Below are 13,868 nucleotides of genomic sequence, written 5' to 3'. Positions count from 1 at the left end.
GGGTGAACCCCGCCTTTTTTATTTTCACTTCCACCGTGGAAGTAAAATAGACCCTATTGTCCTCGTAGAAAAACTACTTCAACAAATCCTGAATCGTTTTTTCTAATAGTTCTGGTTTATCCGGACCAAATCCGCGATAGAAAGTCACCGGCTTTAAATTCTTATCAAATACATACAACGTCGGCAGAGCTTGGACCTTAAATTCACCAAGCATCTTTCTATCGTGATCTTGATAGATATAAAAATCAAAACTTTGACCCTTTAAAAACGCATCACGTTCTTTTAGATCGTCATCTTCATTCACGGCTATGACAACTAAGCCCTTATCCTTATAAGCCTTATAAAGCCGGTTGTAGTGCGGTAAAGCCTCTTTGCAGGGCGTACACCAAGAAGCCCAGAAGTCCACCAGGACGACTTTGCCCTTGAGCTTCTCAAAGGCGATTCCTTTAGCAGGGGATAACGGTGTCGCTGTGATCTTTTTAAAATCCACATCGAAATTCGTAGGTGTCGCAGCTAAAACAGCTATAGGAAAGAAAAGAGAAATAAAAAACAAACGAGCTAGCACCTAAGAAATCCTCTCGATATATTTCAGCAAAAGATCCCGCCCGCGGATCTTTGCGCGGAGGATAGATAAGAAAATAAATACGCCGCCCGTTTTTCGGTCTAGAAAGATCATTTCTTTAGGAGGAGTCCGCCATGAAAAATGTCGAATAATCTGAAAGGCCTTCTTAGAAAGACGTTGCGGCAGATCCGTATTCTTCCAATCGTAAAGACCTTCTTTATCAACGCGACCTTGCTGATTGCGCGGATCTTCTGGAGCAATGAAGGGCTCTACCGTTTCAAAGCAGAACTCTTCAAAAAGTTTTTTCAGCTCGTCCGCGTCACCTTCGCGGATGAAACGTAAATCCAATGCAGAAGATTGGAATAACTCACGATCGTTAAATAGTGAGCCCTTCACCATGCGACGGTAAGGATTTAAAAACTCGACGTCGTATTCACGTGTGGCGCCAAAATCCAAAAGCACCAATTGATCATGTCCTTGAGGATTCAAGCGAATGCGATAGTTGCCGCTGTGAGGATCGGTCTGAACCACACCCCATTCAAAGATTTCTTTAAAATAGAGTTCCAAGAAATTCATCGCCAATTTATTACGACGATCCTGCGGCAAACTTTGAATTAATGGATCATCAACACGAATGCCACGCTCAAAGGTCGTCGCCAAAATTTTAGGACCTGAATACTCACGAATTACTTTAGGTACGACGTAGCGAGCATCGTCTTTCAGTCGAGCATAAAAATCTTCGGTGAGCTGAGCTTCAATTTCGTAATTGGTTTCCTGCACCAGCATTTCTCGAACTTCGGCGAAAAGAGGATTTAAATCAAAATCCTTCGGTAGAAGTTTCAATGTACCAAGAAGAGTGCGGATCGCGCGTAAGTCACTATCGATGGCTTTATCGACATTGGGATATTGAATTTTAAGTACAATGCTTTCGCCACTGGCTTTCACGCGGGCGCGATGAACTTGACCCATCGATGCGGAAGCCAAAGCCTCTTTTTCAATTTCCAGTTCAGCAAGCTTTTCTGGCGAGAGGTTTTTTTTCAACGTCGGTTCAATAGCTTCCCATGTAAGTGGGATGGAATCTGATTGAAGGGAGCGAAGAAGTTGGTTGGCTTCTGGCGGCAAAAAGTGTTCGCCGTACATAGACAACATCTGGCCCGCTTTCATCAGGCTGCCTTTAAGTTCTCCGAGTTCAGAACTTATTAAGGAGGCTTGGTTTTGCAAAAGCTTTTTCCAATTTTCTTCTTTATCTTCTTTGGATTTTAAGGCGGATGTGACACCATGAGAGGCAAGGGATGCGCCGGCTTGAATGGTCAATTTTGCCAAAGACAAACTACGCGAAAACATCGAAGATTTGATCTTGTCGAGATTCTTAGTTTGTTTTTTGTCAGACTTCTTGTCGTCCATGGAAACCAAATTTACCTTAACTCACAGAAATATTAAACTTTTATTATGGCAAATGTGACGATCTTCTGGTTCCGCCGTGATTTACGACTCCATGATAACGCGGGACTTTATGCCGCACTGAAAGAGAAGAGGGAAAATGTCCTTCCTCTTTTTATCTTCGACACCGAAATCTTAGGGAAATTAAAAGATCGACGTGATGCGCGTGTGACTTTTATTCATCAGACCATCACGGAAATTAAGAAGGCACTTAACGAGAAGGGCTCCGACCTTTTGGTGCGCCACGGAAAACCTTTGGATGTCTTGAAACAACTGACTCAAGAAAAGGATGTGACGGCGATTTACACGAATCACGATTATGAACCTGTCGCACGCGAAAGAGATGAGAAGGTGTCGCATTGGGCGGCCCAACAGAATATTGATTTTAAAACGTTCAAGGATCAAACACTTTTTGAAAAGGATGAAATTCTCACGGATGCAAAAAAGCCCTATACGGTATTTACGCCTTATAAAAAGAAAGTTCTTTCCCGGCTGACAGACTTTTATCTGAAATCGTACCCGAACAAAAAATATGAAAAAGCCTACTTGAAAGTCAGTCGTCCGGAAAAGATGCTTTCTTTGATGGACATCGGTTTTGAGAAATCAGACTTGGATTTTCCTCCAGCGACGGTCTCAACAAAGATAATAAAAGAGTATGCAAAGACCCGCGATTTTCCGGCGCTGGAAAATGGAACCACTCGATTAGGTCTTCATTTAAGGTTCGGAACGGTGAGCATTCGTGAACTCGCTAGAATCGGAAAAAAGCACTCTGAAGTGTGGTTGAGCGAGCTGATCTGGCGCGATTTTTTTATGCAAATCCTATGGCATTTTCCTTTAGTTGAAAAACAAAGCTTTCGCCCCGAATACGATAGAATTGAATGGAGAAAATCCAAAAAAGATTTCGAACGTTGGTGCGAAGGAAAGACCGGGTATCCCTTGGTGGACGCGGGTATGAGACAGCTGAATGCTACTGGTTATATGCACAACCGGGTTCGTATGGTAACGGCCAGTTTTTTGTGTAAGCATCTGTTGACTTATTGGTATGAGGGCGAAAGATATTTTGCCGAGAAATTATTAGATTATGATTTGGCCGCGAACAACGGGAACTGGCAATGGGCCGCAGGGACGGGATGCGATGCCGCTCCTTACTTTCGAATTTTTAATCCCGAAGCCCAAGCAAAGAAGTTTGATCCTGATGAAGAATATATTAAAAAATGGGTTCCCGAACTAGGTACGGATAAATATCCTGAACCCATGATAGATCATGCAGAGGCCCGCGGCCGCTGTTTGCAAACCTATACAAAAGCTCTAAGAAAGTAGGAAGTGATGCGCATTCTGATGACGGGGGCTACAGGCCTTATCGGTAAAGAATTAGGAAAAGTCTTGGCAGAAAAAGGTCACGAAATTGTTGTGATCAGTCGCAGTTTAAGCAAAGCGCGTGAAAATTTGCCTTTTCCTTGCGAGGTCGTTGTCGGCGATTTGATGGACGGCCCGGTTAAGGACGCAAAACTTTTGCACATCGACTCGGTCATCAATCTGATGGGGGAGCCCGTCGTCGAGGGGCGATGGTCTGAAGAAAAAAAACGCAGGATCTACAACTCCCGTGTTCAAGGAACTCGTCACCTGATTCAAAGTATTCCTGAATCCACTCGAACTTTTATTTCAAGTTCGGCGATTGGCTATTACGGGGATTGTGGTGACGAGATTCTGACTGAAGAACATACAGCAGGAAGTGATTTCTTAGCACGCGTTACCGTGGCGTGGGAGGCGGAATCAGAGAAAGCTCCAGGGCGAAAAGTTTTTATTCGCACGGGTATTGTTCTTTCGCAACAAGGTGGAGCTTTGGAACAAATGATGTTCCCTTTCCGTGCCGGTGTTGGAGGCGTCCTAGGTTCGGGAAAACACTATATGAGTTGGATCCATCTTCAAGACATCGTAGGCCTCTACGTTTTTGCATTAGAAAATACACAAGTAAGCGGCCCGCTTAATGGCGTAGCGCCGGTGCCGGTCTCTAATCGCGAGCTTTCAGAGGTGCTTGCAAGTAAATTAGGAAAAAAATTGGGACCGTCGGTGCCTACAGCGGCGCTCAAAGTTCTTTTCGGAGAAGTTGCGACCGTGATGCTTTCTTCGATGCGTGGATCGACTGAAAAAAGTGAGTCTTTGGGATATAAGTTTCAATACCGAACTGTTGATCAAGCTCTTGAGGAAATCTGCGAACCTTACCGAACAGGCGAAGATATATTTTATTCTGAACAGTTTCTTCCAGAACCTCCGGAAAAGATTTTTCATTTTTTCCAGGACGCGTACAATTTAGAGCAAATCACACCGCCGACGTTGAATTTTCATATCGAGAATATTTCAACTCCCGAAGTGCAGCAGGGCACTTTGATCGATTATAAGCTTAAAATTCGCGGTGTGCCGGTGAAATGGCGGACAGAGATCGACGAATGGCAACCACCTCATCGTTTTGTCGACAGACAACTTAAAGGGCCTTATCGTATGTGGCACCACACACATCAATTCCGTCCGTTTTGTGGTGGCACTTTGATGATTGATCGCGTCCGCTACCGCTTGCCAATGGGACACTTAGGATGGTTGGTCGCCGGGAAATGGATTCGTAAGGACGTAGAGAACATCTTTGCATTTCGAAAACGCTTCATTTCCACTCTGGAAATTCCTAAGAAGGGCTGAGTATTTGCTCCCATCTTATCATTAGGTTTTCAACAAACGGGAAATTCCGTGTAAATGAAAACCCAAAGACAATGGGGGCGATATTTATTGACCCCCAGTGGGTTTGTTTTTAGAAATCGCTGCATTCGATTTTAAAAACAACAAGGAGATAAAATGAAAAAATTTGCTCTAGCTCTATTGACGACTCTGGCATTCGCTCAAGCTCATGCACAAGTGAACCAAGACTTGGTTCTTGATGGCGAAAGATGGTTGGCTAAATTTACTGGTTATGTTTGCGACGACGGCAACACTCAAGTTGCTACTCCTGAAGAAATCGCGGCTAAAGGAATCCAATTCACAACAGCATCTGCAGATTACTCTTTGGACAACATCTTGTTGAAAGCCACATTCTCTGAAGACGGCGCGACTTGCGGTTACAGCGCTATTTTGTTCGCTGACAACGCAGCTTGGACCGTTAAGTTGGAAAAATCGAACGCGTATCCAACTGCAGGCACTTCGACTTGTGCAGCTGGTAAAGCTTTCCTAGATAATCTTCTTTCTTTCAACGCTTACAAGTACCTTCACGGTCGCGTGGCTCTTTATGTTCCAGTGGCAGATGCTTCTAAACTTTGCTCTTCTGACAAAGTAGGTATTCATATCCAAGTTACTGGTCGCGTGAAATAATTGCTCGTTTGTACAGCAAATAGAGGGGTCGCAAGACCCCTTCTTTTTTAGAGTAAATCTCGTTCTTTTTGCTCTCTGCCATTCTAGGCGCCTTAGAGGGGCTCTAGAAGGAAAATCCCTCGCATCTCTCTCAATACGTTTGCAACAAATTCTCTATAGGCTTTCAGTGATACTCTCGAGGGACAAACCACCTTGTTCCACTGTATTCCCCGTGATAAAAGCTTTGATCCGTATTGATTCCTATTTGCAGGTAGCTCGTGAAAAGTCGCTTATTTAAACTCTTCTATAAAATTCATATCTATGCCGGCTTTTTTGTCGCTATTCACTTATTCGTGTTTATCACCACGGGTGCGGTTCTTTTATTCAAAGATGAAATTGAAGGTGGAGAGTCTCACGCTGAACATCATGAAGCGGTGACTTTACCCTCACTGGATGCCCACTTCCAAAAAATCTTGGCTCGCTATCCTTCGGATCGACCTTTGGCCTTCAATATCGAAGAGTCTGATCCCGATGTAGCGCAAATACGCATGGGACTTAACGGCTCGAAAATGTTTCGTGAGTCTCGTCGCGTGTATTTCAATATTCACACAGGTGAAGAAGTCGCGGCCCCGCAAAAGACCAGCTCTTTGATGGATTTTATTTTACGCCTTCATCGCGAGCTTCTTATGGGTTCTAACGGCAAAATCTATGTCGGTTTTGTTGGGCTTCTTTATGCCTTTGTTCTGATCTCTGGATTTTTTATTTATGGAAACTTTGCCAAAAAAACTCAATTTGGAGAAGTTCGACAAAACACGTCTCGCACTTTCAATAGTGATCTTCATCGCTTTTTAGGAATGAGTATTTTTGCCTGGGGATTGATGATTGCACTGACAGGTCTTCTTTTAGGAGTGTCTTCGACTCTTATCAAAGTTTTTCAGTACAGCGAATTGCAAAAACTCACGGCTCAGTATCCTGAAGCCCCGGAGGCGCCTTACGCTTCGCTAGATCTTGTTTTATCCGAGGCTCAAAAAGCTCTTCCTGGTACAAGCTTTGATTATCTAGCATTTCCGAATTCGCAGTTTTCTCCACCAGGGCACTTCTTGGTTTTGATGCATGGAAATACCGTCTGGACGGAGCGTTTAGTTGAGCTCGTTGTTGTCGATGCCGTTTCTGGAAAACTGACAGAAGTGCGTTCCCTGCCATGGTACTTAAAAGCAGCGATGCTTTCAGAACCACTGCATTTTGGTAATTATGGCGGTCTGTTTTTAAAAATCGTTTGGTTGATCCTTTCCGTGATTTCTTTGTTCTTACCGATCTCAGGCCTTTATATCTGGTGGGATCGCCGCAGAAAGAGGTCGCAAGTCAGCTCTGCTTCACCGAAATCTTCATTGAGTATCGGAAGGGGCGATTTCTTTAAGCGTCCTTATCTGATGCCGACAATCATCGCTATGGCTTCAGTGACTGCGGTGGTGGGAAGTTTCTTAACGACTGGTATTGTGAATACGCTCTTGGCATTATTCTTAGCTTTACCGGCTTACTTTGTTCTTCATTTGTTCGTGCGCTGGCTTCGTAAAGGATCGGTATGAATTTAAGAAGCTTGCTAGGACACTTCAATAGCGCGACTTTCAGCGCGATTCAGATGATGACCTTTACCTTCATCCCCCTGATGTCGGAAAAGGGGGGATTGAGTGTCTCTTCCGTGATCTTAAGTTTTAGCGTCGGCTCGTTTCTTTTTTTGTGGTCCAGTCCTTTCTGGGCGTCACAGAGTGATCGACATGGTCGCATGAAAATACTGGCTGTGGGAATGTTGGGCCTATTTGTTTCGTCAGGTTTAATTTTGTACCTTCTTGCCTATCCGGGCTCTGTTTTACAAAACGAAGTTTTAATGTGGGGCAGTCGCTTGCTCTATGGACTTACAGCCTCTGCTACGGTGCCGGTTGCGCAAGCCTTGCAAATTGATCTTCATCCGGAGCAGACCGCTTTAAAATCCATGCTTAGCAACTCGATGAGCTTAAATGTTGGGCGTGCACTGGGGCCGTTAACTTTGTTGTTGGGGGGAGCAAGCAATATGCTAGGCATCCTGCAATTAGCAACACTGTGGTCCTTAATTCTTTTAATTCTGAACTTTGTAGGGATAAGGCATTCTCCGCCAACTCGTACGGTGGCTTCTGAGCAAAGTCTGTTCAAAAGCTGGTGGTCGGATGTTGTGCGTGTTCAGGATGTGGTTATCTTAGCTCTGCTTTTCACAAGCTATATTGGCATTTTGAACTTTTCTTTGGCATCTCTTTTAAAGAAAACCTTCGAACTGACCAGTGCGGATTCAAGTGTTCTGATGGCTCAAGTTTTATTGGGAAGTGCCATTCTTGCTGTTGTCACTCAAGCAATTGGAAAAATGCTTTTCAAAAATCCTTGGCAAGGTGCCATGGTTTTGGGGGCGTTCAGTCTTTTGTTAGGAAGTCTTGTTTTACAATACATGGAAAATAAGACTGAGCTTGGAATTGCAATCATCTTTTTGTCTGTGGGGATTTCTCTTATACCACCTTGTTATCTGGCTCTCATGGCAGCGCGGGGCTCTCAAGATCATTTCGGCCGCAGAGCCGGGCTGGCGGCGGCGGCAAACACGATCGGTTATGCTGTGGGCGGCGCTATTGCTTCTTTCACATTTAAGATAAATCTGATCAGTATTGAAATGGTCATGACACTTGTTTCTGTTCTTATGATCGCGTGTATTGCGTTGTTATATAAAAATAGAAATCGCGAGGCGAAGTATGTCTAACTTCCAAAACTTGGCTTTAAAACACACGATTTCCTGTTTCTTTAACTCTCTATTCAGGGAATACCAGAACTATTCTTTCGAGGACGTCCGTCTTGAAAGAGCTAAGGTCGCTATTGCCGTTGAAGTTCCGCAAAAAGGATCCGTCCTTATTCCACTGACGAAGAGGTCACTGTTAGGTCGGCACGAATACCAAGGTGATTTTTATTTAAAATCTGCGAACGCCATTAAAAGCTTGAGCTTTGATGCGACAGTGGATCTTCTATTGGAACTTCTATGTCAGCATTGGAATGAGCCTTCTGAAAAGAAAAGAATTTTTGTCGAACGCTTGAAAAATAGTCTGCATAACATGGAGCTTTCTTTAAAAGCACGCCATCAAGATCTTCAAAATCTTTACAGTCAAAAAATCTCTTTTGCGCAAGCGGAGCAGGGATTGATGATTGGCCACAACTTTCATCCGTATCCTAAAATGCGCGAAGGTTTTGATGATAAAGACTTTGAAATCTACTCTCCAGAAATGGCTGGGCATTTCGGTCTGCACTGGTTCTTTGCCAAACCAGAAATTTTACATCTGCAAAAAGCAGCTTCTTTTGCCACAGAGGAGTGGACGAAAGTTCTTTTTAATTCTGATGTGAAGGAATCTATTCCAGAAGGAATGATTCCATTTCCCGTGCATCCTTGGCAAGCCCAGCATCTGCTAAAGAACCAAGACGTTCAGAGCTACCTGAAATCCGGAGCCCTCGTGGACGCCAGTTTAACGACGCCAAACACCTGGTATCCAACGTCGTCTTTGCGTTCGGTGTATTCTCAGCAAAGTCCTTATATGTTGAAGTTTTCTTTGACCTTAAGACTTACAAACTCCATTCGACATCTTACAGATGTTGAGGTTGTTCGAGGTCTGCAAGTTTATGATGTCATGAACACGGAGACGGGCCAACAGTTCCGCAAAGAACACCCGCAGTTTGAAATTATCTTTGAACCGGCTTTTGCGGCTCTCAAAAATACTGATGGCGGCATTATTTCTGAAAGCATCGTGGTTTGTCGCGAAAATCCGTTTCAAAAAGAAGAGGCGTTCCAGGAGAATATTGTTGTTTCCACTTTGGCTCAAGACAACCCGCTGGGCGGTGAAACTTTGATCTGGCAAAAGGTTGAAAAATACGCGGCGCTGGCAAAGACATCATTAGCAGAGGCCAGTGAGAAGTGGTTTGAACAATATCTTAAGGTTGCTCTAAAGCCTTTTGTTTTTGCGCAGTCTCAGTACGGCGTTTTGTTGGGCGCCCATCAACAGAACATGATTTTACAAATCAAAGACGGCTTACCCGTGAAGGCTTACTTCCGTGACTGTCAGGGAACGGGATACAGTGAGCATGGCTATCAGCTTTTCCACCAAGATGTGGCTTCTTTAACGCGTGAAAATGGGAATGTTCTTGATAACAAAGGAAATATTCTTTTTGCTTATTACCTTTTAGTGAACTCGACCTGGAATGTGATGGCGGCTTTATCGCATCAAAAGGGTGTGAGTGAAGAGCGTCTGTTAGAAATGCTGAATGAGTTTATGACAAGCATGAATAAGGCCTCTTTGCCGGACTCAAGCTTTTTGGATTATGTCCTTAAAGAAGCCCGTATCTATCAAAAGGGCAACTTCATTTGCAGCCTGCAGAATTTGAATGAAAACACGGTTGCCAATCCTTTAGCGATTTATAATTTAATTGATAATCCTCTTGCGACAAAGAAAACGGAGACCGTTCTATGAGCACGACACAAGTATTTAAAACCTTTGCCTGCGCTACGGCCGAAAACTTCCAAGTCTCTTTAGAATCTGCTGGCGGCACCGTGAGCTCTGGTGCGCAAAACTGGAATTTTAAACTCGATCAAACGGAACAAACAAAGGTCCTAGCTTTAGATAGCAAGATCACTTTAACAGGAGCCTTAGCGACTTTAGAGGCGCTTTTCGGTTTGGACCCGGCTTGCCAAAAAATCTCGTTACCGGCAGGCCCTTCAGAACTTAAAAATCTTTTGGGCGCGAAAGCGGACTCTTTCGAAGTCGAACGCACTGATTTTTTCCAGCTTCGTCCTTTATGGGTTCATAACGGTCTTGAGAATGTGACTCCGGAGCGCTGGACTGAAACTAAAGAAGTGAAGCATCCCATTCGCCCACGCATTCAAGAAGGCCAAGTGCTTTACCAAAGAAGCATTCCGGGTATCGACAAAGTGGTGCGCTTCAGAGTGGCTGACATTGAAAAAGACCTGGATATTTTCCACGAGTGGCACAATCAGCCCCGCGTATTGAAATTCTGGGAGCTTGATAAGCCGAAGGAAGAATTGCGTGATTACTTGAAAAAAGGCCTTCAAGATCCGCATCAATTCCCCGTGATCTTGGAATTTGATGAAACACCCATTGGCTATTTCGAAATGTATTGGACGAAGGAAGACCGTTTGGGGCCTTACTACGACTCTGAGGCTTTTGATCGCGGCTTCCACTTTCTGATCGGAAACATCGAAGTTTTGGGTTTCAAAAACACAGACGCGATTTTAAAAGCCGTTTGTCACTATCTTTTCCTGGAAGAACCTCGCACTCGTAAGATCATGGCGGAACCTCGCTCTGATAATACAAATGTGTTGAAGTATCTTGAAACATTTAAGGCATGGAGAAAAGTTAAGGAATTTGACTTCCCTCATAAGCGCGCGGCGTTGCTTGAATGTAAGCGCGAACTTTTCTTTGGGAATAACTACCTATGATGTCCGTGACCGACTGGAAAAAAATCAATTTGCAAATGATCGCAAAAAGTTTGCAAGAATTGACCTATGAACAGGTTCTGAGCCCTGTGGCAACAGAGGTGCGTGATGAATCCTCCGTCGGTCGGTATCAATTAAAACTTACTTCTGGGATCACTTACAGCTTTCACGCTTGGCGTGGTGTTTGGACCGATTTGAAAGTTCAAGCCGCGAGCATCCGTCGTAACGGTGAAGAAGCGGAAAGTGCGGGACAGTTTTTCATTGATATACAAAAAGAAACCGGAATGGATGACATCATCCTAGGAAACTTCTTGGAAGAAATGCATAACACGCTTTATGCCGACCTTCACATTCTGCAAAGAAGCCGCAGTTTCAGTTTAGAACAAATCACTGAAATGAGTGGAGAAGCCGTGCAAACTGTTCTTAAAGGTCACCCAAAGATCTTGCTGAATAAGGGGCGCATCGGCTGGAGTGCTGACGATCAAGATCAGTTTGGACCCGAATTTCAAAAGCCCATTCAGTTTGCTTGGCTTGCGGTGGATAAATCTTTGTGTCTTGCTGGGATCGATAAAAGCTTAGAGGGTGACGCCCTTTTGAATGAATGCATTCAAGAATTAAGTGCATTCAAGGTGGAACTTGCTAAAAAGTCGCTCCAAGAAAAGGATTTCTATTTCGTGCCGGTTCATCCTTGGCAGTGGCAGCGTTACATAAAAATTCAGTTCGCCGAATATCTGCACGCAGGGAAGGCGTATTATTTAGGAACCTGGGGCGACAAGTATATCCCCCAGATCAGTCTTCGCACCTTCTCAAATATTTCACGTCCTGAAAAATTAGACGTCAAACTGCCGATAACCATCTTAAATACATCAGCGATTCGCGGGATTCCCGGTAAGTACATGAAGCAGGGGCCCGCACTCAGCCACGCTTTGAGTGAACTTTGCCGTCGCGATAATCAATTGAGCGCGGTCACCGTCTTAGAGGAGAAAGCAGGCATCTCTGTCTCGCATCCCCTTTATAAACAGGTAGGACAAGCTCCCTATCGCTACAACGAGTTCTTAGGTGTTTTGTGGCGCCAAAGCTCTTCCTCACACTTAAAAGACGGTGAGAAAGCGTTAATCGCGGGCAGTCTTTTCCATGTGGATGAAAGCGGTCGTTCCTTGATAGGCGCTTATATCCAAAAATCGGGCTTAAGCATCAGCGAATGGCTTAAGGCCTATTTTAAGAGTGTGTTCATTCCACTTTACCATCTTCAAGTTCAACACGGGGTGGGGTTGGTGGCTCACGGTCAGAACGTCGTTGTGCGTATGAAAAATCACACGCCTGTAGGTCTTTTCTTAAAAGATTTTCAGGGTGATTTGAGATTGAGCCAGGATTCCGAGGCGCTTTCTGGATTTGATCTAACTCGTTTACCGAAGCACTATTTGATCCATGATCTTTTGACTGGTCATTTAGTCACGGTCTTACGATTTATCTCCGAAACTTTGCAAGAATGCGATAAATATCACGAGGATAAATTTTACGCAGTTCTCGGACAATGTTTGCAAGACTATGTGCAGAAAAATCCTGCGCTCGTGAGCTCGAAAGACTTTAAGAGCGTAGATCTTTTGCAGGAAAAGTTTCACCGCGTGTTGGTGAATAAGGTGCGATTTAAGATCGGTTATGCGGATTCTGCCGAGCGTCCGCTGCCGATACTGGGTGATGATTTAGTAAATCCGATAGCCCAGGCGTTGAAAAAGGTGAGTTTATGAACAGACATTATGACTTAATCGGACTCGGTATCGGTCTTTTTAACTTGAGTGTAGCGGCTCTGCTGCACAAAACTCCGGGCATTAAGTTTGCGTTTTTTGATCGTAAGCACCGTTTTGATTGGCACTCAGAAATCATGTTCGCTGATTCTGAGATGCAAACCTCTTATTTGAAGGACCTTGTCACTGCGGCAGATCCTACGAATCCGTTCACGTTTATGAATTACTTGGTGCAAAAAGGATTGTTCTATTCCTTCATCAATACGAATCGTAAAACAATCACACGCCGTGAATTTGAAATGTACTGTCAGTGGGTCAGTCAAAATATGCCGGAGCATCTTCATTTCGACAGTGAAGTTCAGTCTGTGCGCTACGATGGTGAAAAGTTCATTTTGCAAATCAATAACGAAATCTATACGGCGACAAATATCTGTATTGGGACGGGCCTTGTTCCGCATCTGCCAGACTTTGCCAAAGAATTAGAAGGTCCAGACGTCTTCCACGCTAAATCCAGCTACATCAAAATTCTAGATGCGACTAATAAAGATGTTGTTGTTGTGGGGGGCGGTCAAACCGGCTTAGAGATTTTCCGTAATTGTCTTCAAGGTAAATGGGGGCATCCGAAAAGCTTGAAGTTGATTGCCAGCCGTCCCAACTTAGAGCCGTTGGACAATTCACCGTTTGTGAATGAGTACTTTGCTCCGTCTTATGTGCACGAGTTCCTGCAACTGGATCAGTCATTAAAAGATCCTATCGTAAAATATCAAAAACTTGCGAGCGATGGGAATACGCCTGAATACCTGGATACTTTGTATCGCGATCTTTATCAGCTAAAGCATGTGTGGGGTGATTCTCGAGATATTCAGATTCTTCCATACCGTCGCGTGACAAGCATGCAAAAGTGGGGAGATCGCTACACCCTGAACATCAAAAACGGTTTCAACAAAGCCGAAGAAACATCGAATGCCGATACGGTCATTCTGAGCACGGGATTCCGAGTCAACATTCCCAACATCATTGAGCCTTTGCGCACCTTGATTGATTTTGACGGCGATGGCCGTTTCATAATGAAAGAAAACTTCCAAGTATCGTGGAAGGGATCTGAAAAAAACAAAGTCTACGCTTTGAACTTCAGCCGTCATGGTCATGGTATCTCTGAACCACAGACAAGTCTGATGGCTTGGCGTTCGGCGAAAATTATCAACGATTTAATGCAAAAAGAAGTTTTCCCTATCAACAGAGCCGTACCCAACTTTACGACATACACCTAGGTGACACT

Annotated in this window: 11 protein-coding genes; 9 read left to right on the top strand and 2 right to left on the bottom strand. The window is 44.2% G+C overall.

What is annotated here, in order from left to right; translation table 11 throughout:
• Positions 1 to 73: 73 nt before the first annotated feature.
• Positions 74 to 565, bottom strand: coding sequence for a TlpA family protein disulfide reductase (locus ACLWBD_RS09965; protein WP_413568076.1), 492 nt, complete (start codon positions 563 to 565; stop codon positions 74 to 76).
• Complete coding sequence (locus ACLWBD_RS09960; RefSeq protein WP_413568075.1) at positions 566 to 1,966, bottom strand: ABC1 kinase family protein; 1,401 nt, start codon at positions 1,964 to 1,966, stop codon at positions 566 to 568. It lies immediately after the preceding gene.
• Positions 1,967 to 2,011: 45 nt separating this feature from the next.
• On the opposite strand from ACLWBD_RS09960, the gene ACLWBD_RS09955 reads away from it, so the two are divergent.
• The 9 genes from ACLWBD_RS09955 (at position 2,012) to ACLWBD_RS09915 (ending at position 13,860) form a co-directional block, all read left to right on the top strand.
• The gene (locus ACLWBD_RS09955; RefSeq protein ID WP_413568074.1) at positions 2,012 to 3,322 is read left to right on the top strand and encodes a cryptochrome/photolyase family protein; all 1,311 of its coding nucleotides are present in this window, start codon (positions 2,012 to 2,014) and stop codon (positions 3,320 to 3,322) included.
• 6 nt (positions 3,323 to 3,328) lie between these two features.
• The gene (locus ACLWBD_RS09950) at positions 3,329 to 4,693 is read left to right on the top strand and encodes a TIGR01777 family oxidoreductase (protein ID WP_413568073.1); all 1,365 of its coding nucleotides are present in this window, start codon (positions 3,329 to 3,331) and stop codon (positions 4,691 to 4,693) included.
• 153 nt (positions 4,694 to 4,846) lie between these two features.
• Complete coding sequence (locus ACLWBD_RS09945) at positions 4,847 to 5,356, top strand: hypothetical protein (RefSeq protein WP_413568072.1); 510 nt, start codon at positions 4,847 to 4,849, stop codon at positions 5,354 to 5,356.
• Positions 5,357 to 5,613: 257 nt separating this feature from the next.
• Positions 5,614 to 6,921: a PepSY-associated TM helix domain-containing protein gene (locus ACLWBD_RS09940; protein ID WP_413568071.1), complete on the top strand. Its 1,308-nt coding sequence runs from the start codon at positions 5,614 to 5,616 to the stop codon at positions 6,919 to 6,921.
• Positions 6,918 to 8,111, top strand: coding sequence for an MFS transporter (locus ACLWBD_RS09935; RefSeq protein ID WP_413568070.1), 1,194 nt, complete (start codon positions 6,918 to 6,920; stop codon positions 8,109 to 8,111). The genes ACLWBD_RS09940 and ACLWBD_RS09935 overlap by 4 nt, the downstream gene beginning before the upstream one ends.
• On the top strand, positions 8,104 to 9,861 hold the full coding sequence (locus tag ACLWBD_RS09930; protein ID WP_413568069.1) for an IucA/IucC family protein: 1,758 nt from the start codon (positions 8,104 to 8,106) through the stop codon (positions 9,859 to 9,861). The genes ACLWBD_RS09935 and ACLWBD_RS09930 overlap by 8 nt, the downstream gene beginning before the upstream one ends.
• On the top strand, positions 9,858 to 10,847 hold the full coding sequence (locus ACLWBD_RS09925; RefSeq protein WP_413568068.1) for a GNAT family N-acetyltransferase: 990 nt from the start codon (positions 9,858 to 9,860) through the stop codon (positions 10,845 to 10,847). Before ACLWBD_RS09930 ends, ACLWBD_RS09925 begins: the two co-directional genes overlap by 4 nt.
• Entirely contained in the window at positions 10,844 to 12,592 is a 1,749-nt protein-coding gene (locus ACLWBD_RS09920; protein WP_413568067.1) for an IucA/IucC family protein, read from the top strand. The genes ACLWBD_RS09925 and ACLWBD_RS09920 overlap by 4 nt, the downstream gene beginning before the upstream one ends.
• Positions 12,589 to 13,860, top strand: a complete 1,272-nt coding sequence (locus ACLWBD_RS09915) for a lysine N(6)-hydroxylase/L-ornithine N(5)-oxygenase family protein (RefSeq protein ID WP_413568066.1) — start codon at positions 12,589 to 12,591, stop codon at positions 13,858 to 13,860. The genes ACLWBD_RS09920 and ACLWBD_RS09915 overlap by 4 nt, the downstream gene beginning before the upstream one ends.
• The last annotated feature ends 8 nt before the right edge of the window (positions 13,861 to 13,868 follow it).

Source organism: Bdellovibrio sp. HCB117 (assembly GCF_047305915.1).
GTDB classification, from domain to species: domain Bacteria; phylum Bdellovibrionota; class Bdellovibrionia; order Bdellovibrionales; family Bdellovibrionaceae; genus Bdellovibrio; species Bdellovibrio bacteriovorus_B.
The sequence above is the reverse complement of the archived record's forward strand: the minus strand, read 5'-3'. Positions and strand labels throughout refer to the sequence as shown.